The organism is Rhodococcus opacus, assembly GCF_012396235.1.
GTDB lineage: Bacteria > Actinomycetota > Actinomycetes > Mycobacteriales > Mycobacteriaceae > Rhodococcus_F > Rhodococcus_F opacus.
Map to the genome: position 1 here is coordinate 25,838 of NZ_JAAXPA010000039.1, position 26,367 is coordinate 52,204.

Annotated in this window: 24 protein-coding genes and 2 pseudogenes; 7 read left to right on the forward strand and 19 right to left on the reverse strand. The window is 64.3% G+C overall.

All coding sequences use genetic code 11. The features are described 5' to 3' along the window. Positions 1-41 precede the first annotated feature (41 nt). The 4 genes and pseudogenes from HGB39_RS34270 (at position 42) to HGB39_RS34285 (ending at position 4,489) form a co-directional block, all read left to right on the forward strand. The gene (locus HGB39_RS34270) at positions 42-1,439 is read left to right on the forward strand and encodes an IS1380 family transposase (protein WP_064080751.1); all 1,398 of its coding nucleotides are present in this window, start codon (positions 42-44) and stop codon (positions 1,437-1,439) included. A 175-nt stretch (positions 1,440-1,614) separates the two neighbouring features. After that, positions 1,615-1,743 (forward strand): annotated as a pseudogene (locus tag HGB39_RS40405) (AMP-binding enzyme); the annotation flags it as partial. Positions 1,744-2,747: 1,004 nt separating this feature from the next. Continuing rightward, positions 2,748-3,677 carry a 3-hydroxyacyl-CoA dehydrogenase gene (locus HGB39_RS34280; RefSeq protein ID WP_248949997.1) on the forward strand — a complete coding sequence of 310 codons (930 nt, stop codon included), beginning with the start codon at positions 2,748-2,750 and terminating at the stop codon, positions 3,675-3,677. 212 nt (positions 3,678-3,889) lie between these two features. Then, positions 3,890-4,489: an acyl-CoA dehydrogenase family protein gene (locus tag HGB39_RS34285; protein WP_267204513.1), complete on the forward strand. Its 600-nt coding sequence runs from the start codon at positions 3,890-3,892 to the stop codon at positions 4,487-4,489. Between the two features lie 731 nt (positions 4,490-5,220). On the opposite strand, the gene fdhA is transcribed toward HGB39_RS34285, so the two are convergent. The 7 genes from fdhA to HGB39_RS34315 form a co-directional block, all read right to left on the reverse strand. After that, positions 5,221-6,444 (reverse strand): formaldehyde dehydrogenase, glutathione-independent, encoded by a 1,224-nt coding sequence (gene fdhA, locus HGB39_RS34290; protein WP_005565051.1) that lies wholly within the window; start codon positions 6,442-6,444, stop codon positions 5,221-5,223. Positions 6,445-6,579: 135 nt separating this feature from the next. Then, a complete protein-coding gene (locus tag HGB39_RS34295; RefSeq protein WP_081276639.1) occupies positions 6,580-6,996 on the reverse strand; it encodes a zinc-binding dehydrogenase in 417 nt (138 codons plus the stop codon). Beyond that, the gene (locus tag HGB39_RS34300) at positions 6,888-7,583 is read right to left on the reverse strand and encodes an MDR/zinc-dependent alcohol dehydrogenase-like family protein (RefSeq protein WP_005565049.1); all 696 of its coding nucleotides are present in this window, start codon (positions 7,581-7,583) and stop codon (positions 6,888-6,890) included. The genes HGB39_RS34295 and HGB39_RS34300 overlap by 109 nt, the downstream gene beginning before the upstream one ends. Positions 7,584-7,646: 63 nt before the next feature. Next, positions 7,647-8,627, reverse strand: a complete 981-nt coding sequence (locus HGB39_RS39250; RefSeq protein ID WP_005565047.1) for a PDR/VanB family oxidoreductase — start codon at positions 8,625-8,627, stop codon at positions 7,647-7,649. Positions 8,628-8,663: 36 nt separating this feature from the next. After that, the gene (locus HGB39_RS39255; RefSeq protein WP_005565046.1) at positions 8,664-9,935 is read right to left on the reverse strand and encodes a cytochrome P450; all 1,272 of its coding nucleotides are present in this window, start codon (positions 9,933-9,935) and stop codon (positions 8,664-8,666) included. A 12-nt stretch (positions 9,936-9,947) separates the two neighbouring features. Beyond that, the gene (locus HGB39_RS34310) at positions 9,948-11,114 is read right to left on the reverse strand and encodes a serine hydrolase domain-containing protein (RefSeq protein ID WP_005565044.1); all 1,167 of its coding nucleotides are present in this window, start codon (positions 11,112-11,114) and stop codon (positions 9,948-9,950) included. A 33-nt stretch (positions 11,115-11,147) separates the two neighbouring features. After that, positions 11,148-11,957, reverse strand: coding sequence for an SDR family NAD(P)-dependent oxidoreductase (locus HGB39_RS34315; protein ID WP_005565043.1), 810 nt, complete (start codon positions 11,955-11,957; stop codon positions 11,148-11,150). A 152-nt stretch (positions 11,958-12,109) separates the two neighbouring features. On the opposite strand from HGB39_RS34315, the gene HGB39_RS34320 reads away from it, so the two are divergent. Beyond that, positions 12,110-12,775, forward strand: coding sequence for a TetR/AcrR family transcriptional regulator (locus tag HGB39_RS34320; protein ID WP_005565040.1), 666 nt, complete (start codon positions 12,110-12,112; stop codon positions 12,773-12,775). Positions 12,776-12,798: 23 nt separating this feature from the next. On the opposite strand, the gene HGB39_RS34325 is transcribed toward HGB39_RS34320, so the two are convergent. The 3 genes from HGB39_RS34325 to HGB39_RS34335 are packed head-to-tail and all read right to left on the reverse strand — an operon-like array spanning position 12,799 to position 15,369. Further along, entirely contained in the window at positions 12,799-13,275 is a 477-nt protein-coding gene (locus HGB39_RS34325) for an HtaA domain-containing protein (RefSeq protein WP_005565039.1), read from the reverse strand. Then, the gene (locus HGB39_RS34330; RefSeq protein WP_005565037.1) at positions 13,272-14,246 is read right to left on the reverse strand and encodes a PDR/VanB family oxidoreductase; all 975 of its coding nucleotides are present in this window, start codon (positions 14,244-14,246) and stop codon (positions 13,272-13,274) included. Before HGB39_RS34330 ends, HGB39_RS34325 begins: the two co-directional genes overlap by 4 nt. 1 nt (position 14,247) lies before the next feature. Further along, positions 14,248-15,369: an aromatic ring-hydroxylating dioxygenase subunit alpha gene (locus tag HGB39_RS34335; protein ID WP_005565035.1), complete on the reverse strand. Its 1,122-nt coding sequence runs from the start codon at positions 15,367-15,369 to the stop codon at positions 14,248-14,250. Between the two features lie 126 nt (positions 15,370-15,495). On the opposite strand from HGB39_RS34335, the gene HGB39_RS34340 reads away from it, so the two are divergent. Continuing rightward, on the forward strand, positions 15,496-16,146 hold the full coding sequence (locus tag HGB39_RS34340; protein WP_005565033.1) for a PadR family transcriptional regulator: 651 nt from the start codon (positions 15,496-15,498) through the stop codon (positions 16,144-16,146). A gap of 177 nt (positions 16,147-16,323) precedes the next feature. On the opposite strand, the gene HGB39_RS34345 is transcribed toward HGB39_RS34340, so the two are convergent. The 5 genes from HGB39_RS34345 to HGB39_RS34365 all read right to left on the reverse strand — a co-directional run bounded on the left by HGB39_RS34345 (position 16,324) and on the right by HGB39_RS34365 (position 21,683). After that, positions 16,324-17,535: a cytochrome P450 gene (locus HGB39_RS34345; RefSeq protein WP_043788929.1), complete on the reverse strand. Its 1,212-nt coding sequence runs from the start codon at positions 17,533-17,535 to the stop codon at positions 16,324-16,326. 152 nt (positions 17,536-17,687) lie between these two features. Next, positions 17,688-18,161, reverse strand: coding sequence for a MaoC family dehydratase (locus HGB39_RS34350; protein ID WP_005565030.1), 474 nt, complete (start codon positions 18,159-18,161; stop codon positions 17,688-17,690). Positions 18,162-18,192: 31 nt separating this feature from the next. Then, entirely contained in the window at positions 18,193-19,083 is an 891-nt protein-coding gene (couO, locus tag HGB39_RS34355) for a 4-hydroxyphenyl-beta-ketoacyl-CoA hydrolase (protein WP_168442989.1), read from the reverse strand. Further along, complete coding sequence (gene couN, locus HGB39_RS34360) at positions 19,080-19,991, reverse strand: 4-hydroxyphenyl-beta-hydroxyacyl-CoA dehydrogenase (RefSeq protein ID WP_120660846.1); 912 nt, start codon at positions 19,989-19,991, stop codon at positions 19,080-19,082. The genes couO and couN overlap by 4 nt, the downstream gene beginning before the upstream one ends. Before the next feature lie 129 nt (positions 19,992-20,120). After that, positions 20,121-21,683: an AMP-binding protein gene (locus tag HGB39_RS34365; protein WP_043789885.1), complete on the reverse strand. Its 1,563-nt coding sequence runs from the start codon at positions 21,681-21,683 to the stop codon at positions 20,121-20,123. A 132-nt stretch (positions 21,684-21,815) separates the two neighbouring features. Here HGB39_RS34365 and HGB39_RS34370 point away from each other — a divergent pair, with 132 nt between their 5' ends. Beyond that, positions 21,816-22,736 (forward strand): PaaX family transcriptional regulator, encoded by a 921-nt coding sequence (locus HGB39_RS34370; RefSeq protein WP_005260640.1) that lies wholly within the window; start codon positions 21,816-21,818, stop codon positions 22,734-22,736. A gap of 51 nt (positions 22,737-22,787) precedes the next feature. On the opposite strand, the gene HGB39_RS34375 is transcribed toward HGB39_RS34370, so the two are convergent. The 4 genes and pseudogenes from HGB39_RS34375 to HGB39_RS39265 form a co-directional block, all read right to left on the reverse strand. Continuing rightward, the gene (locus HGB39_RS34375; RefSeq protein ID WP_005566780.1) at positions 22,788-23,723 is read right to left on the reverse strand and encodes an IclR family transcriptional regulator; all 936 of its coding nucleotides are present in this window, start codon (positions 23,721-23,723) and stop codon (positions 22,788-22,790) included. Between the two features lie 117 nt (positions 23,724-23,840). Beyond that, positions 23,841-24,593 (reverse strand): SDR family oxidoreductase, encoded by a 753-nt coding sequence (locus tag HGB39_RS34380; protein ID WP_005260638.1) that lies wholly within the window; start codon positions 24,591-24,593, stop codon positions 23,841-23,843. A gap of 134 nt (positions 24,594-24,727) precedes the next feature. Continuing rightward, positions 24,728-25,657: pseudogene (locus tag HGB39_RS39260) on the reverse strand (aldehyde dehydrogenase family protein); the annotation flags it as partial. Beyond that, a complete protein-coding gene (locus HGB39_RS39265; protein ID WP_312029821.1) occupies positions 25,599-26,012 on the reverse strand; it encodes an aldehyde dehydrogenase family protein in 414 nt (137 codons plus the stop codon). The pseudogene HGB39_RS39260 and the gene HGB39_RS39265, both read right to left, overlap by 59 nt. Between the last annotated feature and the right edge of the window lie 355 nt (positions 26,013-26,367).

The window sequence follows — 26,367 nt, forward strand, 5'->3', positions numbered from 1 at the left end:
CTGAGGGCCAATATTCACTGCGTTCGAGGAGCACCTTTCTGGTGGGCAAGTCTACTTCGTGGTACCCGTCGCTGTCCGTCGACTCCGCCGGAACTGGTGTCGTGTCGCACGCCGGGGCGATGTTGTTGCTACGCACCGCAGAGAAGTCCGGTCTGACCACCGCGTTGTCGAGCGCGCTCGAGCCGTGGCGTAAACCGACGACCTCCCACGATCCGGGCAAGATCATCGCCGATCTGACGATGGCACTCGCCCTGGGCGGCGACTGCCTGGCCGATATCGCGCTGCTGCGGGAAGAACCCGCAGTCTTCGGCCGGGTGGCGTCCGATCCCACCGTCTCGAGACTGATTGCCGCATTGGCCGCTGACGCTCCGAAAGCGTTGGCGGCAATCAACTCCGCCCGTTCGGCAGCCCGACAGATCGCCTGGAACGCCGCCGGTGAGCAGGCTCCCGACCATGCGATCGACGCCAAGCATCCGCTGATCATCGACCTCGACGCCACCCTGGTCACCGCGCACTCGGAAAAGGAAAAAGCTGCCGCCACCTACAAGAGAGGGTTCGGTTTCCACCCGCTGTGCGCGTTCGTGGACCACGGACCGGACGGCACGGGAGAGCCGTTGGCGATGATGCTGCGACCGGGCAACGCCGGCTCCAACACCGCCGCCGACCACATCGAACTGATACGGCAAGCATTGCGGCAGTTGCCGTTCACCGCCAAAGGCGGACGGATCGGACGCAAGGTACTGATCCGCACCGACGCGGCCGGCGGCACCCATGCCCTCATCGACTACCTGACCACACAGAAGTTGTCGTACTCGATCGGATTCGGTCTGACCGACACCATCGTCACCGCCATCGACGCCCTTTCCGAACAGGCTTGGATCCCCGCGCACAACGCGGACGCGCAACCCCGCGACGGCGCCTGGATCGCGGAAGTTACCGGGGTGCTCGATCTGCCGGGCTGGCCCGACGGGATGCGGGTCATCGTCCGCAAAGAACGCCCACACCCCGGTGCACAACTGCGCTTCACCGACCGTGACGGGCTGCGGTTGACCGCGTTCGTCACCAACACCGAAGGTGGACAATTGCCCGATCTGGAACTGCGGCACCGGCGCCGGGCACGCTGCGAAGACCGGATCCGCATCCTGAAAGACACCGGCCTGGAGAACCTTCCGCTGCACGGTTTCGATCAGAATCGGATCTGGCTCGCCCTGGTCGCCCTCGCCGTCGAGGTCACCGCATGGATGCAGACGCTCGCGCTCACCGACGACCCGGCCAGGCGGTGGGAGCCGAAACGCCTACGACTACGCCTGTTCGCCACCGCCGGCCGCATCGCCCGTCACGGGCGAAAAGTGCACCTGCGGCTGTCCGCCCACGCACCCTGGATCGACTTGCTGATCACCGCATTGGCCCGTCTCAACGCGATCCCCGACCCCCTCTGACCAGCACCAATCCGACCACCGAGACGAAAGGAAATCAACTTTCGGGGCCCTGGACCCCGACGACCACCCGACCGCGTCGGGCGAACGCGCGTTGCCGAGCGCCGAATCCACGCCCGAAATACCCAACCTGAAATTGATCAGAGCGACACATCAGACGCATGCAAGATCGAGGCTAACCGGTGATGAGCTTATCGATTGGAGCAGAGAACAGATGGCGGCATACAAGTATCCCCGGATCATCGACATCGTCGACTCATTGCCCACGACCGCCACCGGGAAGATCCTCAAACGCGAACTCACCTGACCGTACGCCGCTCAAGTTGGCGTTCTGCAGAACTTCCCGAGGGGATCCGTGAAGGCCTGGCATGGAGGCGCCCGCAAATCATCGGCACAATCTCCACCTGGTTCGAGTCCACGCAGGACACGCACACGAATGTCCGTGCTGGTGCTCATCTCGGTGAAAACTAGCAACGGACATCGCGTCGTTTTCAGATTTTCGCGCGACGATCGGCCCCACGTAAGGAAACTCGGCATCCGCACATTGTCCGACGCATGAAAGTTTGTATTCCCAATGCTGGCTTCGGTTCGCTGCAAACAGTCGGGATTGAGGATGATTCGCTGAGGTTGTGCCTACCCGCCCCGCTTGATCGAACCCTTGGCTCATTCACCAACTATCCAAGCCTCAGCGCTTCCCAAACGGCCGGAAAAGCACATGACCACCTACCGACGTTCGTACTCACCGAGAACTGATCCCACACAACTAGCACAGGTGCTATTCGACGAACTCTCACATCGCTATCACGAAGAGAGACAACGCAGGATCGCAAACGACAATCCGCAAATGCACGTACACAATCACCCAGGTGACGCCGGATCACTACTCAATCTCGCTTTGAACTGGGCACCGTACGGAGGCGTCCCCGAGGAAGAAGTATTCGAAAGATACGGAACCACATTGGCTCGCTTCGTAGACCAACTATGGGTAATCGTGCGCCACCTCCACTGCGATCGTATGACTGTAGCGAAACTATCCGCGGTGTACCCCAAGCGCCGGACCTCGCTTGAGACCGGGCGCGGCGTTGTCACTCCATAACAATCAGCGCAAAACATTTGGCGTCATGGTACAAGCGAACTTTCGGAAACCAATCGTATCCTGTGTCAACGGTCACATCGATGGTTTCCTGATTCGACCCGACGGTCAACTCGGTGTTCGATCTCACGGATGCTGTCAATTGATGAACTTCCTCCCGCGCGCGTTTGCGCCATATTCGTCGACGAAAGAAGGAACCTATGTCTCATGTAGATAACGTGACAGTGCTCGGATCGGGTGTGTTGGGTGGGCAGATCGCCTGGCAAAGTGCCTTTAAGGGTAAATCCGTCACCGCCTACGACATTTCAGACGATGCCATCGAGCGCAGTAAAGCAGCTCATGAGCGTTACGCTGCAATCTACCTAGCGGACGTCGGCGCCAACGAAGAAGATATCGCCGCGACGCGAGATCGACTGACCTACACAACAGATCTTGCAGCTGCCGTCGGGCAGGCGGACCTTGTGATCGAGGCTGTACCGGAGATCCCGGACGTGAAGACCAAATTGTACAAGGAGATGGCGGAAATCCTACCTTCACATACATTAGTCGTAACGAACTCCTCGACTTTCCTTCCTCGCGACTTCGCTGCGGACACCGGTCGCCCCGAGAAGTACTGTGCATTGCACTTTGCGAACATGATCTGGAGGATGAACCTCGGAGAGATCATGGCCCACGCAGGTACTGCCCGAAAAACAGTGACCGAGGTGACCGAATTCGCGATCGAGATCGGGATGGTGCCCATCCCGGTACGTAGAGAACAGAACGGTTACCTCGTCAACACGTGGACCGTTCCCCTGCTCAACGCAGCCCAGACATTGGTCACCAACGACATCGGAGATCCTGAGGACATCGATCGTACATTCATGTTTCTCGGCGCCGCGATGGGTCCGCTCGGCATGATCGATATAATCGGCATGAAGACCACGTACGACGTTCTTGCTCACTGGGGCAAGGAGAGTGGCGATACGCAGATGAGTGCCAACGCTGATTACATCAAGGAAAACTTCCTCGACAAGAATTTGCTTGGTATGCAAACCGGGGAAGGCTACTACCAGTACCCGAATCCCGCGTACGCTCGCCCGGATTTCCTTAATGTTCCAGACATTTCCGCTGTCCCGAACCTCGTTTCCGCAATTCTCCCAGAATAGCGCCACGAACTGCCCACTCTGTTGACATCTTGGCGTGCAGAGATGCCGTGAGATTTGGTCCAGGTCAAGATGTCAACCAATGCAGGGCTTTTACACGAAGGTGATCGACAGACTCTCCGGCGGTTTTCGATCAGCCTTACCCGATATGCTCGGGCTAATTCGGACCATTCTGCAGTGCATACGGTGGAGAGCAAGCCTGGAATCGCAACGCAATTGGCCAACAAGCTGTTGGCCAATTCCCCAAGCCGGCGGGAGATTCCACTCCGCTCACCGAGACCGCCGCTGTCTCAACCGCCGGCTTCAAAGCGGTCGAGGCGGAGCTCAACACTGCTCGGGTGCAAACTGCGGCCCGCGCAGTGGGACTCGCTCGCGGTGCGGTCGAAGATTGCATTGTCTACTTGCAAGAACGGGAGCAGTTCGGGCGGCCGATTGGTGACTTTCAGTACCTGCGCTTCACCCTGGCCGAAATGGCCGCAAAGGTCGAGCAGGCTCGCGCCTTCTACCAGCGTGTGGCCCACAAGATAGATGCCGGCCAGCCGTGCGTGCGTGAAGCTGCGATGGTGAAACTACTGGCCACCGAGATGGCAGTGGAGGTGACAAATCTGGGCAGTCAGCTGCACGGTGGCAACGGCTACACCACCGAACGACGAGTCGAAGGGTATTGGCGCGATGCGCGACTGACTACGATCTTCGAAGGCACCAGCGAGATCCAGCGCAAGATCATCGCAGACCGGCTACTACCGAAAAGCTCGCTGAGCCGATCGGACCCCGGACGCGCTGGGCGGTGCCACCGCCCAGCGCGATCGTGTTGACCCATGGCCCGAGTGGAGCGTTCGACGCCGACTCTGCATCCGGACGCTTGGCCACCAGCGTCCCGGGACCGTCCAGTGAAAGGTGAACTGCGTGCCGACGACGTGCTGATGTGTGCTGTTGCGTTCGGCGGCAGCCGGGCATCCACTCGAACCGGTCGCAGATGGTGAGCTGTGCTGCAGCGGATCTACTGCTGATCGGCGGTCTCGTGGTGATCGGATCATCCGACCTGCGGTTCGTCGGTTGACGGCTCGTTGCAGATCCGCGAGCGCCGTGCTGACTCGTAGCGGTGCTCCGGCCGGGGCCTCCGCGGAGCGCCGTCGCTGCTCCGGCGCGCCCTGCTGGCGTTGTTGTCATTGATCGATATGGTGCGGCTCCGCAGTGGCGTGCCGGACGCCTCTATGAAAAGCCGCCGCTGGGGGCGGCTACCGGAGAACCCGGACCTACCTGTAGCGGACGGAGCGGACGTTTTCACTGACGCAGGTGTGTTTACTCAGCGGTGCCCTTGTACGCCCGCCCGGTGAGGATGAAGCCCCGCCGTCCCCTCCGGTGTGTGGCCGGGGAGACGGCGGGGTTTCTGCGCCGGTGAGATATCGAAAACAGGCCATACCGGCCGGGGTGGAGGAGGCAGGTCACCGGCGGCGACCCGATCCCCGCCGCCCGGGGGATGGGTAGCGACAGTCGGGAGTGGGGGACGGACTGCCGGTGTGCGTGCAAACGGAGAAGCGCCGGGTTAGACGGCGATCATCCCGTGAGGATCGATGACGAACTTCTGGGCCACCCCGCTGTCGAAGGCGCTGTAGCCGCGCGGTGCATCATCGAGCGTGATGACGGTCGCGTTGACGGCTTTGGCGATCTGTACCCGGTCCGCGAGGATCGCGTTCATCAGCTCTCGGTGGTAGCTCATGACCGGGCACTGTCCGGTGGCGAACGACAGCGACTTGGCCCAGCCGGTTCCCAAGCTCAACGAGAGCGCTCCGGCCTTGGCAGCATCGTCGGCGGCGCCCGGGTCCCCGGTGACGTACAGTCCGGGGATGCCGATGCCGCCACCGGCGGTGGTCAGCTCCATCAACGAGTTGAGCACTGCGGCGGGCTGTTCGTGCCCGGCGTCGCCGCCGTGACCGCGCGCTTCGAAACCGACGGCATCAATTGCTGCGTCGACCTCGGGGACGCCGAGCAGCTGCTCGATCTGGTCCTGCGGGGCGCCCCCGGAGACGTCGATGGTCTCGCAACCGAACGAGCGAGCCTGGGCAAGGCGTTCGGTATTCAGGTCGCCGACGATCACGACCGCGGCGCCGAGGAGCTGCGCACCGACCGCGGCGGCGAGTCCGACCGGGCCGGCGCCGGCGACGTAGACGGTCGATCCTGCGCGCGCGCCGGCCGTGAGAGCGCCGTGATAGCCGGTGGGGAAGATGTCCGAGAGCATGGTCAGGTCGCGGATCTTTTCCAACGCCTGGTCCTTGTCGGGAAACTTCAGCAGGTTGAAGTCGGCGTAGGGTGCCATCACGTATTCGGCCTGGCCACCCACCCAGCCGCCCATGTCGACGTACCCGAATGCTGATCCGGGCCGGTCGGGGTTGACGTTGAGGCAGATGCCGGTCTTGCGTTCCTTGCAGTTGCGGCACCGTCCGCAGGCGATGTTGAACGGTACCGAGCACAAGTCGCCGACCTTGATGAATTCGACGTCGCGGCCGACTTCGACGACTTCGCCGGTGATCTCGTGCCCGAGGACCAGTCCTTCAGGGGCGGTGGTGCGGCCCCGGACCATGTGCTGATCGCTTCCGCAGATGTTGGTGGAGACCACCTTGAGTATGACTCCGTGCTCGCACTTGCGTCCGACGTTGGCCGGGTTGACGCCGGGACCGTCCCGCAGTTCGAGTTTCGGGAACTCGATCTCGCGCACTTCGACCTTGCCGGGGCCGACATAGGTCACCGCGCGGTTTGCACTCGCTGTCATGATTGTCCTTCTGTGTGTGGGGTTTCGAGGCCGAATAGCGGCCAGCGGGGGACGGGGAACCGGATCGTGATAGCTGCCGGTCCGCCCAGACGGGCATGGGGCTGCGACCCAGCCGACTATCCTGGGATTGTCGAATTAAACCTGTGCCAGCAATTTTCCTCGGTTCTTCCCGTTGAGTAGCAGAGCCAACGCGTCGGGAACATTCTCGAAGCCATCGACGACATGTGTGCGCGCAATCAACTGTCCGCGTTGTGTAAGGTCGTCGAGCAGGTTGTCGACGACGTGGTTGCGTGGACCGAAGTCCGCAACAAATCCTTGTAGGCGTGCGCTGCGGAAAATGAGCAACGGTAAATTCTGTACACCGTAGAGATTGGACGGTTCGCTAATGTTGTACTGAGAAATCGCTCCGCACAGAACAATGCGACACCCTACTGCCATGTTCGTCAGGACGGCATCGATTTCTTCCCCACCCACATTGTCGAAGAACAGGTCGACACCGCCCGGGAAGTGCCGGTGGACGGCCTCGCGAATGTTTTCTTGCTTGTAGTCGATCGCACCGTCGAGTTCAACTCGTCCAGAAGGAACTCACACTTGTCCGGTCCACCGGCAATGCCAACCACGCGGCAGCCCTGCGCCTTCGCGATTTGGGCGGCCAACGAGCCCGTGGCCCCGGCGGCCCCGGACACCAACACCGCATCGGTCGGCTTCACTTCACCGATGAGAGTCATGCCACCGGCCGCTGCGCGCCCGACGTGCGAGAAGATCGCCAGTTGTTGCTCAAACGACATTTCCGTAGCAGGTTTCGCCGGATGCACGAGCAGGGGATCGACGACGTCGAATCGTCGCCACCCCCACATTCCCGTCACGACGTCACCGACGGCGTGGGCAGGTGCACGGGATTCGATGACGACACCGATGGAAACACCGATCATCGGATCTCCGATGCCGAACGGTATCGCCTGCAATTGAGGATCGAGTTTGAGCCAGTTGAGGTTCGTCGGGTCGAGGGACATCAGCAGCGTCTGTACCACGATCTTGCCGTCTGGAGCTGAGGGAATCGGGCCTTCTATCAGGCAGAAACAGCGGGGATCGTAGGTGCCGGTCGACGCCCGGTCCACAATCCAACTCTGATTCTTCACGGCAAGTCCTCCGGCATTCCTTGTGCGTGTCAGGTCCAGAGCATTTGCTCCGCGGTGTGGGCGTTACAGGTCGAGGACGATCCGTTTCGAGCAGGCCCGGGAGACGCAGATGAACATCGTCTCGTTGGCGTCTTTCTCCTCCTGGGTGAGCAGCGAGTCCCGGTGGTCGGCTTCACCTTCGAGGATCGGTGTCTCACAGCTGCCGCAGGTTCCCTCCCGGCACGAGGAGACCACGAGCGCGCCGGCCTCCTCGACGACGTCGAGGATCGAACGGTCGGACGGAACCGACACCGTGACGCTCGTTAGCGCCAGTTCGACCTCGAATTCGGTGTCGACGCTCCCCGGGTCGGCGGCCTTGGCGCGGAACCGCTCCATGTTCACCGCGCCTGCCGGCCACGAGGTGCAATAGGAGTTGATGGCATCGAGCAAAGGGCCCGGCCCGCAGGTGAAGACCCGGCGGCCCGGCCGGTGCTCCCCGAGGATCGCCGGCAGATCCAGATGCCCCACCTCATCCTGGGGACAGATCGTGACCCGTCCGGGATAGCGGTTCTCGAGGTGCTCGACATACGCCATCGAGGACCGTGCGCGCCCACCGTAGACAAGCCGGAACGGAATACCCTGCGCCTCGGCGGTGGCGATCATCGGAAGCAGCGGCGTAATGCCGATTCCCCCGGCGATGAACAAGTACTCCTGCGCGTCGACCAACGCGAAGTTGTTGCGCGGACCCTGGGTATCGAGCATGGCCCCGACAGTGAGGATGTCGTGGACCGCGAGGGAGCCTCCGCGACTATCGGGTTCACGCAGGACCGCGACCCGGTATGCCGAGCGGTCACCGGGGTCGCCGCACAGCGAATACTGGCGCACCAGGTTCGGCCCGAGGACCAGGTCCAGGTGTGCACCGGGTGTCCACTGGGGTAGCGGCCACCCGGCAGGGTGGGCCAGAGTCAGTTCCACGACAGCATCGGCGACCACGGTCCGTGCCGCGACAGTCAACGTCATACGGTTCTCCGTCGACGTCGGCAGGGACGTGTCGGTGTCGATCACAGGTGTCGTTTGCATGGGGAGGTCCTTGTCGGCGAGTTATTCGGTGGTGCTGTCGGCCGGGTCCCAGGTCGCGACGAGGCTACGTCGGATCGGAAGCATGACCAAGGGGAGGAAGTCCTGTGCGAAGTCGGGAGCGATGCGCAGGCTGGGCAGTCGTTCGAACAGGACACGGACCCCGGCGGTGCCCTGCGTCCGGCCGAGCGGCTGGCCCAGACAGGTGTGTCGGCCCTTGGTGAACGCGTAGTGATCGGTGGGCTCGTCGCGGTGGATGTTCCACTTCTTCGGTTCCGGGTAATGCTGGGGGTCGTTGCTGGCGCTGGCCAGTGCCACCCACACCATGTCCCCGGCGGGGATGGTGACCCCCGACAGCTCGCCGTCACGGGTGGCCTGCCGGGAGGCGAACGGGGCGGACGGGCGCCGCCGGAGGGTTTCCTCGAACACCCGCGGCCACAGGCTCGGATCGGCTTGGGCCTGGTCGAGTTGGTCTTCGTTTCGGGAGAGGAAGATGACAGCATTGGCCATGCCCTGGGCAGTGGTGTCGGTCCCGGCGGCCGAGAATTCGCACAGATGAAGCGCGACACGCTCGTCCGACAGGGTTGGTTCGCCGTCGCGGTTGCGTGCCGAGGCCATCACCGAGATGAGATCGGAGGCGGTACTGTCGCGGCGTTCGCGCACGACTTCGCGGAGCGCGAGTTGCGCGTTGGTGTACCGCGTCCACACCTCGGTGCGGCGCGGCTCCTCCATAGGCTCTCGTCCGCTGGCCAGGACCGCGAAGTGGTCGTCGCGTAGTTGGCGCATCATCGGCTCGAACGAGTCCGGCAGATCCATCAGCGCCATCAGCGTCTGGGTGGTGAGCTCGAGGCAGTAGTCCTCCATCAGCTCGGCGGTGCCGCGGTCGGCGAGCCGATCGATGATGCGGTGGGCGCGGGCTTCGATCTCCGGCTCGAGGGCGTCGATGACCGGCTTGAGGAAGCCGCGTTGCGCGACCCGACGCATTTCGGTGTGGATCGGCGGGTCCATGCTGATGGAGATGTGCGCCATCAGCTCGGAGGTGACGATGGAGGTGAATTGCTCGGGCACGGGAAGGTTTCCGCCGTTACCCCTGCAGGAGAACGTCTTCCAGTCCATCAGGACTGTGTCGACGTCGTCGCGGCGAGTGACGACCCAGGTGCCGAGCTGCTCGTGCCAGAACACGGGCCGCTCGGTGCGGATCTGGTCGTACATCGAGGCCGGGTCGAGCAGGGCGCTCTCGCTCAGCGGATTGAATTCTGGTGGTGCAGCGGGGCGCTGCCCGTAGGTGCTGGTCATGTCGGGGTCCGTTCAGAGGGCGGTGGCCGCGGCCATGGTGGACAGACGTTGGAAGCGGGCGAGGTTGTCGCCTTCCTCCATCACTCCGGCGGTCAGGCACACGAAGGTCAGGTCCTTGTCGGGGTCGACCCAGAACAGGGTGGAGCCGGCGCCGTAGTTGCCGTGGGTGCGTGGGCTGGTGGATGCGCCGAAGAACGTCGGGTACACCCCTTCGCCGCGCAGCGCGAAGCCGAGACCGAAGTTGCCGGGGGGCACGTCCCACCCGCGGGCGTGGCACAGCATGGCGTACAGGTCGTTCGGTGCTGTGCCGGTCTGCAGGGTGGTGGCGAGATCGAGGATGCTCGGCGAGAGAATGCGGACGCCGTCGAGTTCGCCGCCGCGGCGGATCATTTCCGCGAAGCGCAGGATGTCGCTGGTGGTCGAGACCGCGCCGACCCACGGCATTTCCGCGCCCTCGACGACGATCTCCTGCATGACCTCGATGTCCGACGACTTGAGCCATCCCCCGGGAGGGAAGTGGGCTTTGATGGGCACCATCCGATCGGCCCAGGCCTTGGGGGCGCCGAGTGCGGTGTCGGTCATCTTCAGGGGGGCGAAGAGTTCGGTGGTGAGCAGTTCCCCGTAGCTGCCGTATCCGGTGACGCGGCGCACCATCTCGCCGAGCAGCGCGTGGTTGAGGGTGGGGGAGTAGTTGAAGGTCCCCCCTGGTTCGCCGACGACGTCGAGTTGACTGATCGCGTCGATGACGGCGTCGAGGTTGCCGATTTCGGAGTACGGCAGGGGGGTGGGTGTGGCGACGAGACCGGCGCGGTGGGTGAGCAGGTGACCGACGTTGACGCGGTCCTTCTTCGCGGCACGGAACGGGTCGCGGCCGACGAACTCGGGGATCACGTCGACGACCCGGGTGGTCAGATCCAGCTGACCGCGGTCGATGGCCTGCAGGACCAGAATGTTGGTGAACGCCTTGGTCATCGAGAAGATCCAGAAGACGTCGTCGACGGTCGCGGTGCGTCCTGTGGTGCGGTCGGCGTATCCGATGGCCTCGTGCATGCCGATCTCGCCGTGGCGGGCGATGGCGATGACCACGCCGTCGTAGTGTCCGGCGTCGATGTCCTCGCCGATCGTGGTGCGGATGCGGCGCAGGGCGTCCTGGTCGAAGGTGGTCGTGGGTGTGCTCATGGTTGCTCTCTTTGTCTGTGCGTCCGGGCGGGTTTACATGTAGAGGCCGCCGGACGGCGACAGGGTCTGTCCGGTGTAGTACTTGCTGTCGTCGGAGGCGAGGAACAGCATGGTGGCGGCGAGGTCTTCGGGCTTGGCCAGGCTCGAGATCGGCTGCACGCTGGCGATGGAATCGACGATCTCGTCGGGCTGGGCGCGCAGCAACGGGGTGTCCACCGCGCCCGGTGCGACGGCGTTGACGCGGATGTCGTGGGGCGCGAGCTCCCCGGCCGCGGCTCGGGTCATGCCGAGGACACCGGCCTTGGAGGCCGGGTAGTACAGCGGCATCGGCGTTCCCACGAGCGCGGACACACTGGAGATGTTGACGATCGACCCGCCGCCGGATCGTTTCATCAGCGGGGCCGCCTCACGGATGGTGTAGAAGGGGCCCTTGAGGTTGACGGCGAGGACGCGGTCGAAGTGCTCGTCGGTGACACCGGACAGGAAGTCCGGGTGCAGGATCTCGCCGCGTTTGCGTGCCTCGAAGACCTGCACGTTGACCTCGACCAGGCGCTGGTTCTCTTCGCGGGTCGGTGCGTTGATGCCGGCGGCGTTGATCAGCACATGGAGTGCGCCGTAGCGGTTTTCGACGTGCGCGAATGCCTCCTTGACGGCGGTGCTGTCGGCGACGTCGAGGGCGATGCCTTCACCCTTGTCGATTCCGGACAGTACCTCTTTGACGTTGGCTTCGGAGATGTCGGCGCCGATGACGGTCGCACCGTGCTCGGCGAACAACCGGGCGGTGGCGGCGCCGATTCCGGACCCGGCGCCGGTGACGAATGCGACTTTTCCAGCAAGCTTCATGGAGAGACTCCTCGAGAGGGGGCGAGCGCAATGGCGGCTCGTAAGTGGTGCAAGACACACCATACCAAAAACTAGATCCATGTCTAGTTTTTTTCTGGATTCTTGTCTAGTTCCGCTGTGTGTGCTGATCGCGGCACCGATACGCTGGACTCATGAGCACGACGGAAACCGCATCCCCGACCGACTCGTCCGCACCGCGCGTGGGCAGGAAGAAGCGGGCCACCCGCGCCCGCATCGTCGAGTGCGCGATTCCGCTGTTCTCCGAATACGGCTACGACAAGATCACCATGGAGTCGATCGCCAAGGCCGCCGGCATCAGCCGCGCCAACCTCTATCTGCACTTCAAGGCCAAAGCGGAGCTAGTCGACGCCATGCTCGAACAACTCAGCCCGGAGGTCGTCGACAGCTACCGAACGCTCGATTCCCTCGACCCGGCCGATACCCACCGCCTGCGGCGGTGGGTCGAAGACAGCTCACAGCTGTGGGTGGACAGGCGCCGGCAACTCGAAACCCTCGAGCATGCCTTGTCCGTCGAACCGGTCGTCTCACAGCGGTGGTACCAGACGCTGTCGGAAGCGGCGGACGCGATGACGACCTTCCTCGGCCGCTACCCGGACGGCCCGGAACGGCAACGGGCACGATTGACGCTGGTCACGACGATGCTCGGCTTCGAGCGCACCCTGTACTTCGTGCTCGTCCGCTCCGCTCCGGCCGACCACTCCGACGTGATCGACGTCTTGACGGCGCAGTGGCACGCCGCTCTCGCCGGCGCGACCACCCCGGCGGCGACACACCCGGCGGCGACACACCCGGGGTGACGCGCACGGCGGCGAACGCGGACCTACTCGATGACGAGCATGTCGAGTTCGGTACCCGGTGGGTAGTGATCGTCGAAGATCACCGCACCGGCGCCGGTCAGGGTCGCGGCGTACCGGCGTTCGGTGAGCCCGTGCGCTGCTTCCCAAAGATGCAGCTCGGCCAGGGGGATGCGTCGAGTTCGATCCGGCCAGCCGGTCGGATCTATCACCGACAGGATCGGCCCGGACCCGGTCATCTCGACCCACGGCTCTGCGATCAGGATGTCGAGCATCCCGCCGTGTCCACCGAGCCGAACGACTCCGCCGAACCGCATGACCTGCGGCGTGTCCGGGGCGGGAGCCGGCGGGAAGGTGAAGTAGCTCGTCTCGCCCAGATACGTGCCCTCGGACATCGCATGTCGACCGTCGGGCAGAGTGCCGATATAGCGGATGAAGCTGCGCTTGATTCCCCAAGTCAGTCCGACCAGGGGAAGCGCGCACGGTCCGACGCCGGCGGTCATGGCACCTCGAGGGTCAAGGTCGCGCCGCGCCCGCCTTCGCCGCACACTACGCGGGACACGCAGGCGCACAGCTTCTTCGAGTTGGCCTTCTGCTCTTCGCTGAAGAACACGTCCCGGTGGTCGACGGTGCCCTCGACGTCGACGATATCGACCTGGCACAGACCGCACTCGCCCTTGCGGCAGTCGAACATCATGTCCGCGCCGGTTCGCTCGAGGGCGTCGAGCAGCGAGTCACCGGCCCGGACGGTGGTCTCGATGCCCAGTCGCGGGATGTTCACGACGAACTCCTCGGCCTGGAACCACCCGCTGTTCCCGAAGGTTTCGTACCGCAGGTTCGGCAGCGGCAGATCCCGCTCGATCCAGGTGCGGCGCACGGCATCCATCAGCCGGATCGGCCCGCACATGTACAACTCCGTTACCTCGTCGACGCCGGCGACGAGATCCTGGACATCGAGTCCGGTGCCCTCGTCGTCGATGTGCACCTCCAGACGATCACCGTGCACGGCGAGCAGTTCCGGCAGGAACGCCATCGCGGGTCGGCTGCGCGCGACGTAGACGAATCGGTAGTCGGCCCCGACCCGCCGCAGCACCGCCGCCATCGCCGCCATCGCGGTGATCCCAATGCCCCCGGCGAGCAGCACATACCGCGGTGCGCCGACCCGCAGCGGGAAGTTCTGCATTGGTGCGGTGAGCTCGATCGGGTCACCGGCCTGCAGGGTGTGCATGTACCGGGACCCACCACGGGAGGTGGGGGACAGGTGGACCCCGAGGGTCACGCTGTGGCCGTCGGCGGCGCCGGAGACGATCGAGTACGAGCGGACGGCGCCGCTGCCGATGCGGACATCGACGTGCACTCCGGGCGCTGCGCGATGGGATTGTTCGGTGGCGATCACGATCTTGGCGATGCCGTCGGCGGCCGGCTCGACAGAAATAACCTGTCCCTGCTGCCAGGTGATCTTGTTGTCGGTCATGTCAGTTCACCGTTTCGGCAGTGAGAGCGTCGATGTTTGCGGTGTGCAGGCGCTCGCTCTCGATGATGCGCTGAATGATGCGGCGGACCCACATCCCGCCGGCGTCGATGTTGAGGTTGTAGAACTCGTGATCCGGGTTGGCCTCGATGGCGGCCTGCTGGGCGGTGAGCATGGCCTCGTCCTCGCCGAAGACTCCGTGTACTCCGTCGCGCAGCTGCGTGGTGATCAGCTGGCTTTCGAGGCGGTAGTTGCGTTGGAAGGCCCAGAAGTACAGCGCCGTCTTCTCGTCGACGGGGGTAATGGTGTTCATGACGAAGCCGTTGACACCCTGGCTGCGATCACCCTCGGGGGCACCGGTGCCGGCCTTGGCCACGCCGACGTCGATGCGAATGGTGCCGGGGGCCTGGAATTCGATGATCTGCCAGCGGTCGACCTTGCCCTCGAACCCGGGGAACTTGTCACGCATGTTCTTGAGCCAGAACGGTGGCGCGTCGATGTTGTGCATCCAACGGGAGACCGTGACCGTGCGCTCGTCGTGGGTGACTACGAAGTCGGACTCGCTGAGTTCTTCCTGTCCGATGGAGGAGGAGTGGACGAACTCTTCGTGGGTGAGGTCCATCAGGTTGTCGAGCACCAGCTGGTAGTTGGCCTGGACGTCGATGGTGCGGCCGTCGCCGGCCCACTCGGGCGAGTCCATCTGGAACATGTCCGGGATGGTCGTGGGGTCAGCGAGTGTGGGATCTCCGGGCCACACCCACAGGAACCGATGACGCTGTTCGACGGGGTAGGACGCCACCATCGCCGAGGGGTTGATCGTCTCCTGCGCCGGCATCTTGGTGCACCGGCCCGCAGAGTTGAACCGCAGGCCGTGGTAGGGGCACTGCACCTCGTCCGCACCGATACGGGTACCGAGTGACAGCGGGGCAAGCCGATGCCAGCAGGCGTCGGCGAGGGCGACCGGGCGGCCATCGGTGGTGCGGTAGAGCGTCATCGGCTTATCGGCAATTCTGCGGGCAAGCAGCTTCGCGGAGGTCACTTCGTAGTCCCACGCCGCGACGTACCACGCGTTGAGAGGGAAGGCCATGTTCTTGGCGGTCGCGCCGCCCGGGCCGAGATCGGTCATGCGATGTCCTTGGGGATCGTCACCAGTAGAAACCGCAATAACTATGCAGATAGCTATTGGGTGATGTGACGCACACACTATCTATCGATATAGTGATTGGCAAGACAGCCCGGCCGACGAGGAGACATGAGCCTTCGCTACGCACTGCTGGCCCTGCTCACGGCGGGCCCGCTCACCGGATACGACGCCGCCAAACGATTCGGCGGCTCCGTGGGGCACGTCTGGCACGCCCCCGATTCGCAGATCTATCCCGAACTGCGCCGCATGCAGAAGGACGGACTGATCGAGGGCGAGCAGGTCAGGTGGGGGCCGCGGAGCACCAAAACGCAATACCGCATCACCGACGACGGCATCGCCGCCTTCCGAACGTGGATGAACACCCCGCTCGACCACGCCCCCGAACGCGATGCCCACCACATGCAGGCCGCCTATTTCGAATGGGCGGACCCCGATCGTGCACGGGCGATCCTGCACAGGCACATCGAGTACTACACCACTCAAGTCGAGTTGCTCACCGCCGTCCGGGACGGAATCAAGGCCGGCACGGATCCAGCAATCGTTCGGCGACTCGATCACTACCCGCAACACGAACACGCCCGGATCATCGCGTACAAGGCCTACACCTACGACGGCATGATCGCCCGGAGCCGGTCCGAGATCGACTGGGCAAACAAAGGTCTCGTCCTCCTCGATGAGCTGTCACACGCCGAGTCGTCACACCGGGACCACGACGATGACGGCACGGCCACCGAACACCCGGTCACTGTGCACTCGTAATCCACCACCTGTTTTGCCCGACAACTCCCTACCGAAACACCGGCACCGGCGACCCTTCGTACCGGCCACAGCGCCCTGCGCGATGTGACCCGCACGAAATACCGAGTGCCGAAACCCACCGAGCACGACTCTCCGGTGTTCACCGCGGCGGTTCCGGCGAACCACCGGAGACACCGGCTAGCGGGCGATCAACCGAAGAGGAATCGCGGCCCATCCCTTGAGCGTGTTGTTCAGTCTCGGCGTCGGTGGGTCCACGAGCTCGATCCGCTTCACCTTTCGGGCGAGCGCACCGAGAACGATCTCCGCCTCCAGGCGGGCGATGGGCTGGCCGACACATTGATGCACGCCCATGCCGAAGGCGACGTGCCCACCGCCGGACCGGGTGATTCGATACTCGTCCGCCGACTCGCCCCATTTGCGCGGGTCCCGGTTGGCGGAGCCGAGGAACAGGAGCACCTTCGCATCGGCAGGGATGTCGTAACCTCCGACCGTCTTCCGCCGCGACGAGGTACGGAAGAATGTTTGGACCGGTGACTCGCACCGCAACGCCTCGTCGAACGCGAACTTCGCCAGATTCGGTTCACGGTGCAGCAGTTCCCATTCCGCAGGGTTCTGTGCCAGTGCATACATCGTGTTCGCGATGCCGTACACGGTCGTGTCGACACCCGCACTGAGCAGAGAGCGAACCAACAGCGGAGCCTGTTCCTGGCTTACCTCCCCGCGGTCCGCGGCCGCCCAGATGTCGGCGCCGAAACCGGAATCGGTGAGGGCCTCGCGCTGACAGCTGGACCATATCCATTCCCGCACCGCCGCCGCGGACTCCATCGCCGATTCGAGGAGCGCGTTGTGGGGTCCGAAGGCGTTGAACGCCAACGCACCGTATGGGAGCAGGTTGTGCCGTCCGTCGGCCGGAAGCCCGACGGCATCGGGAAACACCTTGAGGGGATAGACCTCGGCGAGGTCGGTCACCGCGTCGATCGTCTCGCGCTCGATCAACGCGTCGACGAGTGCGTCAGCCTCGGCCTGAAACTGTGTCCTCAGCCCACGAACGGTGCGCGGGGAAATGACACTTCCCATCACCGTCCTGACGGCAGTGTGATCCGGAGGGTCGGACTCGAGCAGAAGGGAAGGCGGCCGCCACGGCTTTTCCTTCTGAAAGTCCGTGAGCCCGGCCCCTCGGCTGGAGACGAAAGTCTCCCAGTCCACCAGGGAGGCGTGGACGTGTTCGTGCCGCCCCATGGCGTAGACCTCGTATCGAGGAAGGAATACGACAGGCCCGGCATCACGCAACCGTTGGTGAAAGTCGTACGGGTCGGTCAGGATGGCCGTACCGAAGGGATCGTCGTCGAGGACGGGCAACTCGGTGGCGGTCGTGGATTCGGTAGACATGGAGGGCCTCTCCTGATAGCGCAGTGTCACTGCTGTCGGATTCGATCGCGAGTCCCCACCTCGCACAATGCGTGGGTTTCGAGGTTGAAACTTGACCCCGCTGCCCGCCGAATCTGCGCTGTGAGCGCAGATTCGGCGGGTGGCTGTCGGCGTCAGTTGTAGTAGCGCAGAACCGCTTCGGCGATGCAGACCGGCTTGTCGCCGCCCTCGCGCTCGATCGTGATCGAGGCGACGATCTGGACGCCGCCCTTGATCTCCTCGGCATTCGCGACCGTCGCGCTCAGGCGGACGCGCGATCCGACCGGGACGGGAGCGGGGAAACGAGTCTTGTTCAGCCCGTAGTTCACGCCCATGCCGAGGTTTTCGACCTTCAGGACATCGTCGAACAGCGGAGCTATCAGCGACAACGTCAGGTAACCGTGGGCAATGGTGCCGCCGAAGGGACCGGTCTTCGCGCGTTCGACGTCGACGTGAATCCACTGTTCATCACCGGTCGCCTTGGCGAACTGGTCGACATCGGGCTGTGTGATGTCACGCCATCTGCTGGTCCCCAGCGACTTTCCCACGTAGGTCAAAAGGTCGGCAGCGGCGGCGACGGTGGTGGACGCCGTTGTGCTGGCGGTCATGTCAATCTCCAAAGGTTGGTGTGGTGGTCGATCAGGCTTTGATGCCTAATGCGGTCAGGGCGTTGTCCTTGAGGATCAGGGGGCGCACCTCGGGTTTGATGTCGAGGACCGCGAAGTCGGTCATCCAGCGGTCGACCTGGATGACGGGGAAGTCGGAGCCGAACAGCTCCTTGCCGCGGAGCTTGCTGTTGGCGGCCTTGACCAGCTGCGGCGGGAAGTACTTCGGCGACCACCCGGACAGGTCGATGAAGACGTTGGCCTTGTGGGTGGCGATGGAGATCTGCGAGTCGACCCACGGCACCGACGGGTGGGCCATGATCACGGTGAGGTCGGGGAAGTCGGCGGCGACGTCGTCGAGCAGCATCGGGTCGGAGTAGCGCAGTTTGATGCCGTGGCCGCCGGGCAGCCCGGCGCCGATCCCGGTCTGACCGGTGTGGAACAGGGCGGGGACCCCGGCCTCGGTGATGGCCTCGTAGAGCGGGTAGAACTGCCGGTCGTTCGGTTCGAATCCCTGCATGCTGGGGTGGAACTTGAACCCCTTCACACCGTATTGGTCGACGAGCCGGTGCACGCGCCGCACGGCGGCCTTGCCCTGCCAGGGGTCGACGGATCCGAACGGGATCAGGACGTCGTTGTGGCGGGCCGCGCCCTCGGCGATCTCCTCGACCGAGTTGGCGGCGTGGCCGGTGGCGGCGCCGGCGTCGACGGTGAACACGACGGCGGCCATGTTCCTGGCCCGGTAGTGCGCGGCGACATCGTCCACGGTCGGGTTCTGGTCCTCGGGCGATTTGAAGTATTTCGCGGTCGCTGCGAGGAGCACCTCGTCCATCGCGTGATGACCACAGCCGTCCAACTGGACATGAGTGTGGAAATCGAGGGCCTCGATCGTCGTGAAGTCGATGCCGTACTCGTAGCGGCTCACTGCGCCACCAGTTCGTCGGGGAACTTTTCGCCGACCGACTCGGTCGATTCCGCGAATGTCTGCTGCCAATCGGACGCGATATCGTCGGCCGACCATCCGCCGTCGTGGAAGGCAGTGGTCGTCAGCTGCGGATGTGAGAACAGTGCGAGGCGGTCGCCGCCGACGGCGAAGGCCTGCCCGGTGATGTCCGCGGCGGCGTCGGACGCGAGGAACGAGATGATGCCTGCGGCGTCTTCGGGGGTGCCCATCCCGACCTCGCGGCGGATGATGTCGGGGAGCGGCTCGCCGTTCTTCATGCCCTCGATGTAGGGGGCGAGGAACGGGACGGTCTCGGTCATCGCCGTCGCGGCGACGGGGCAGACGGCGTTGGCGGTGATGCCCGCGCGCTGCAGTTCCATCGCCCAGGTGCGGACCATGCCGACGATGCCGGACTTGGCGCCCGAGTAGTTGGTCTGCCCGAAGTTGCCGCGCTGGCCGGCGGGGGACCCGATGCAGATGATGCGACCACCGTCGCCCTGCTCGCGGAACTTCAGGACGGCTTCGCGGACGCAGGTGAACGTGCCGCGCAGATGCACATTGATCACGGCGTCGAAGTCGTCGTCGGTCATCTTCCACAGCACCTTGTCGCGAAGGATGCCGGCATTGGTGACCATGACGTCGAGGCGTCCGAATGCGTCGACCGCGCCGGCGACCAGCTTCTGGGCGGTTTCGGTGCTGCCGACCGGGGCGACGACGGCGACGGCCCGGCCGCCCGCGGCGGTGATCTCGGCGACGGCGGCGTCGGCGGTGGCCTGGTTGACGTCGTTGATCACGACCGCGGCGCCGTGCCGCACCAGGTCCTTGGCGTAGGCGAGCCCGAGGCCCTGTCCGCTGCCGGTGACGACGGCGACCTTGTTCGTCAGGTCCATAGCTGTAATCTCCCGATCTCGTTGAGGTGGTGGGGTGGCAGGTGACTGGCGGCGGCCGGATCGAGTGGGCCGACCAGCTTCCGCCATGTCGGAAAGTGGACAGAAAAGTGAATGTGCAGGGGCGAGGCGCTACCGGAGACCGCTCGTGGATCCCGCGGCGTCCTTCAACACTCGGCGCAGGATCTTGCCTGCGGGTGATTTGGGTATGGCGTCCACGAAGGTGACTGCTCGAATCTTCTTGTACGGCGCCACTTGGCTGGCTACCCACGTCATCAACTCGTCGCCGCCGATGGGCTCGGTCGTTACGACGAACGCTCTCGGGGCTTCACCGCCGGTCGAATGGGGCATAGCGACGACGGCCGCATCCCGTACGTGCGGATGGGTGAGAAGCAGTGCCTCGAGTTCGGCTGGTGCGACCTGGTAACCCTTGTACTTGATCAGTTCCTTCAGACGGTCGACGATCGCGAAGTTCTCGCCGTGGGCGACGGCGATATCCCCGGTGCGGAGCCATCCATCGACAATCGTGGCGTCGGTGGCATCCTGATTGCCGAGGTACCCACGCATGATCTGTGGCCCCCGAACCCACAGTTCGCCTGGGTTTCCCGGTGGAACATCGTCTTCGGTTGCCGGATCGACGATGCGGGCCTCGGTAGCCGGCATGAGGCGCCCGACGAATCCCGCCGGGGTGTCGGCGAAATCCTCGTCATAGACCATGTGGGTTCCCGGGCTCGCTTCGGTCATCCCGTAGCCCTGCCGGATCACCACGCCGGTGCGGTCCTGAGCCCGGGCCACCGCCTCTTCATCGAGGGGGGCCGCACCGGAGAGGGCGATGGTCATCGAAGACAGGTCGTACTCGGCGACGTCCGAAGAATGCGCAAGTGCCAGCACGACCGGTGGCGCGAAATGCCCCCGCGTCACTCGGTAGTCCTGGACGGTGCGCAGGTAGGTACGAAGGTCGAAGCGGGGGAGCGTGATCACGGTCGCGCCGGCAAGGAGAGCGGAGTTGAGGATGATCGTGAAGCCGTAGATATGGAAGAACGGCAGGGCTGCGCAGAGCACATCCGATTCGGTCAGACGCCAGCCTGCGCGGAGTTGCTGGAGGTTCGCGACGATGTTGCGGTGGCTCAGCATCACACCTTTGCTGGCGCCGGTGGTGCCACTGGAGTAGGGAAGAACGGCCAGCGCGTCTGGTTCGATGCGGGGCAGTGGTGCTGGCGCCGTGGCACAAAGCGTGTGAAAGGACGTGAAGCCTTCCCGCTCGCCGAGCACAAGATGCGTCTTTAAGCGTGAGTGGTCCCCCGCCAACGCGACCTTCGCCGCGATATCGGTCGATGCGATGGTTGCCTTGGCGTTCGAGTCGCCGAGCTGCTTCGCCATCTCGGCGGCGGTCCACGCCGGATTCAGCGGTGTCAGGATCGCCCCGGCCCGCAAGATCGCCAGTACGGCAACGGCATACATCGGCTGGTTGTGGCTGGCGAGTGCCACCACGTCGCCCGTCCCGATCCCGCGGGCACGCAGCCCCGCGGCCGCCCGTGCGGACAGTGCATCGAGCTCGCCATACGTCAGTCGTTCCCCGGTTTCGCCGTCGATCAGAGCCGGCTTGCCGTCCCGGCTTGCGGCGCCGGCGAGAACGTGCTCGGGCATGGTCACAGCGGGGATGTCGATCGATGCGATGCGGGAACGATAAATCACGATGCACTCCTGTGCGTGATCCCAGACGAGAGGACCGGGACTGTGAGCTGCGGCGCCTGAGCAATGGCGCATGTCACCAAAAAGCTACACAAATGGAGGACGAGCGTCAATATTTCACTTAGCATTGTGCGTATGGCACTGTACGAGTGGAACCCGAAGTGCGGGGACCTCTCACGGGTGCGAAAGGGAGAGCTGATGCAGGCGTACGTGGAGGCTGACTCGGTCGACCCGCCGCGGGCCGAGGTCAGCGAGCGGCGGACACCGCAGGAACTGTTGCTCAGTTTTTTCGGGGCTCTGGTGCTCGATCATGACCGGGCACTGGTCAATGCGCGTGTCTTCATCGACGTCCTCGGCTACCTCGATGTCAGCGAGCCTGCCGTTCGGGCAACACTGAACCGCATGGTGCGGACGGGGCTACTCGACCGGTCGCAGACCGGTCGGATCGCAGCCTTCGGCATGAGTTCAGGCATGGAGGAACTACTCCGCCAGGGACGCGAAAGGGTGGTCTCCAGCCACCCGTTCACTCCTGCAGACGACAACTGGACTCTGCTGAGCTACTCCGTGCCGGAGACGCATCGCGACCTGCGCCGGCACCTGCGATCGCAACTGATGTGGGCAGGTTTCGGGCGCCTGCGGGACGGGTTGTGGATCGCCCCGGGTGTAGTCGATGTCGCAGACATCCTCGCCCGCACCGAGGCACCCGATGCTCGCGCATTCGCGTTCGCGGGCACACCGCTCGCGGGTATCGCGCCGAACGAGTTCGTACACACTGCCTGGGATTTGGTGCACATCGAGCAGCAGCACCGGCGATTCGTCGAGTGCTGGCGAAACCCGGCGAACGATCCGCCGAATCCCGTGGCCGCTTTTACCGCCCTCGGTGCGGACTGGGTTCGCCTTCTTCGCAGCGACCCGGGACTGCCTGCCCGGTATCTGCCCGATCCCTGGCCCGCGGAGCAGTCGGCGGCGGTGCACGACGACGCCGTGAAGCGTCTCGCGGGACCCGCGGAGGACATGCTCGATCACATGATCCTCTCCTATTCCCGGCGCCGGTAGGACGGCCCGTCCGCGGCGCCGGTAGGCCAGATCGTCGGGATGGCATGCCAGTCACACCATCCCGACGACATCACGCGAACCGGGTGCATTCCTTCCGGTGAGGTGCCGACCTTCGGATGACGCCAACGCACGCGTGATTCCCAGGGCCGCGGCTCGCACGGCGATGGCGAGCGGGCCGGGATGAGCGCCGTCTGACCGCACGACGAGGGACACCGCTGCTCGCGCGGTACCGTCGAGGGAGAGAATCGGCGCGGCAACCGAGAGCGTGTCTGAGGTGATCTGACGGTCGCTGACGGCGTACCCCTTCGCACGCACCGTGCCAAGGCATGTGCGCAGTGTGAGCGGGTCGGCGATGGTCCACTCGGTGTACTGCTGGAGCGGTGAGGCGCAGACACGGTCGCGCACATCGGGCGGCGCAAAGGCAAGTAGTGCAAGTCCGACACCCGTGGCATGAATGTCGAATCGTCCACCCACGCGGGTGTGGACCGGGACCGCGCGCCGCCCGGTGATGCGTTCGACGAACACCACCTCGGTGTCCTCACGCACGGCGAGCTGAACGTTTTCATGCGTGAGCTCGTACAAGTCTTCCAGATACGGCAGTGCGGCCTCGCGCAGCGCGAGGCCCCGCGGGGCCAAAGACCCGACCTCCCACAGCCGTAGGCCTATGCGAATCCGACCTTGGGGCGTCCGTTCGAGTGCGCCCCACGCAAGAAGCTCCGCCACTCGCCGATGTGCGGTCGGAACGGACAGCTGCGCCCTGCGGGCAAGTTCGGTCAAGTTCAGTTCGGGTGTGTCGACACTGAAGGCGGCGAGGATCGCCAGAACTTTGTTCGTGACCGACCGTCCTGCAAGGGAAGACGGCCTTCCGCCCAGTGGATAAGCTTCCTCGGCCTCGGCCTCGGCCTCGGCCTCGGCCTCGGCCGCGGCTGCGATGTGCCCGCAGTCGGGACCCGCCGAGCGCAGGGCGGCCAGAGTCGATTCGTCCATCGCGGGTCTCGGAACTCCATCAGATGTCGTTGACGGCTCCCGGCGGACGGGTACGGCGTTCCAGTACTCGTCCGCCGGGAAGGGAGGCTGATCGGTCAGATACGGCCACAGCTACAGTTATTGGATGCTTCGTCCGCCGTCGACATCCAGGGCGACGCCGGTGATGAAGCTTGCGGCCGGCGACGCCAAGAACAGAATTGCGTCGGCGATGTCCTGAGTGGCAGCGGTTCTGCCCATCGGAATCTCGCTGAGCATCGCCACCTTGACATTGTCCGGAATCTTGTCCAATCCCTGTGCGCCCTTGACAAAATTCGTCTCCGCGACCGCGGGATTGACCGCGTTCACACGTACATCGGGGGCCACTTCCGCGGCGAGCCCCCGGGTGAGTGTGATGACCGCGGACTTACTGGCGTTGTACACCGTCATTCCGCCACGCGGACGGATTGCACCGATGGATGCCACGTTGACGACCGAGGCACCGGGCCGCTCCCGCATCACCGGAATGCCGAATTTGCAGGCGAGGAAGACCGAACGGACATTGACGGCCCACATGCGGTCGGCATCTGCTGGATCGAGGTCGAGCATCGGCATCGACCGGTGCGGGACACCGGCATTGTTGACCAAGACGTCCAGTCCGCCGAACTCCTTTACCGCGGTATGGATCATGTCCCGAACCGAATCGACGTTCGAGACGTCCGTTTCCACTGCAACCGCCTGGCCGAGCGAATCGGCGGTGGCCTTCGCACCGTCGGCGTCGATGTCGGCAACCACCACCTGGGCCCCGGCATCGGAAAAACTGCGAGCGATGTTCTTGCCGAAACCACTGGCTGCGCCGGTGACGATGACGACCTTGTCCTTGTAGAGCGACATGGGATCTCCTTTTCTCTACCGCTAGTACGTGACGATGACGCTTTTGAGCTGGGTGTATTCGTGAAGCGCCTGAAGGCCCTTTCACGGCCGTATCCGCTGTTCTTGTAGCCGCCGAACGGGGTTTCGATCAGGGAACTGCGCCAGGCGTTGATGTAGACCTGGCCGGCTTCGAGCTGTTCGGCGACTCGGTGAGCACGAGAGATGTCTCGGGTCCAGATCCCCGCGGACAGCCCGTAGTCGGAGTCGTTCGCCAGGGCTACCGCCTCGTCCTGATTGTCGAAGGGGATGACGGCGAGAACCGGTCCGAAGACCTCCTCGCGGGCGATGCGCATGTCGTTGGTGACACCGGTGTAGATCGTCGGCTCGATGAAATTTCCCGATCCCGGGGTGCCGCCGACGACCGCACGGGCGCCTTCCGAGGCTGCCACCTCCAGGTAGTGCGCAACCTTGTCGCGCTGCGCGGAGGTGGTCAGGGGGCCGAGTTTGTTGCTCATCGACGGCGTCTTCGCGGCGAGGGCATCGACCACACGATCGTGCACGGTGCGTTCGACCAGCAACCGCGTGCCTGCTGAGCAGACTTGGCCGGTGTTGTAGGCGAAGGCCATGAGGCTACCGTCGACCGCTTTGTCGATGTCCGCGTCGGCGAAGACGAGGTTCGCGCCTTTGCCGCCGAGCTCGAGGCTGACGGGGATGATCCGTTCGGCAGCAATCCGGCCCACCTCACGACCGGCACGGACGGAACCGGTGAACGACACGCGCCGCACCTTTTCGTGGGAGACCAAGGACTGGCCCACAGCGCTGCCTGTCCCGGTGACGACGTTGAAAACGCCGTCGTCCAAGCCGATTTCGGTGGCTAACTGAGCAACGGTCAGCGTGCTCGTCGACGTGAACTCGGAGGGCTTGACCACCACCGTGTTGCCTACCGCCAGGGCGGGTACGGAGGAGCGAAGGCACTGATTGAGGGGTGAGTTCCAGGGGGTGATCACCCCGACGACGCCGAAAGGTTCACGCCGGGTGAATGCATGGGTCCCGGGACCGGCGTCGAGGACACTGCCTTGCTCGATGTTGACGAGCCCGCCGTAAGAACTCGCAGTACTGGGCGGCGCCCTCGACCTCGAGTTCGGCCTGCCAGGCAGGTTTTCCTGTCTCCGCCGATTCGAGTTCGATGAAACGATCGGCGCGTTCCCGGATTGCGCGGCCGAGGGCCATGAGGAGTTGTCCGCGTTCCATCGGCCGCCGCTCGCACCAAGCGTGCCCGGCGTCATGAGCCGCGGCCACCGCGCACGCAACGTCGCTTTCGGTCCCCGAAGCGATCCGGGCAACAAGTCGTCCGTCGACGGGGCTGGTGGAGTCGATGAATGCGCCGGAGGAAGGTGCGGTGGCCTTTCCCGAAATCCAGTGGTCGTAGTTGATCATCATGGTCTTTCTCTCGTGGCCCGTCTGGTGCCGAGCCGACTGACCCAGTCAATGGTCGGGAGCATCAAAAGCGTTGAAGTGCAGGTATATAGAGATGAAGCCAGAGCGAAATCTGCGACATCTCTCGGAGAGGTATCGCCGGTGACGCCACGGCCAACGCCGCGCCGTCCCGGGCCGCGCGCTCGAACGCCCTGGGGGCCTCGTCTCGCGCGGCCCGGAAGCTGCCCGAATGGGACGTGGATCACAAACTAACACCAAAACTAGACTTCTGTCTAGTAAGTGAATAGCAGTCCACTCCGGTCTCCCTATGGCGGGAGCCGGTCACGAAAAATCACGCGCCTACCAGCCGCGGGGAGCA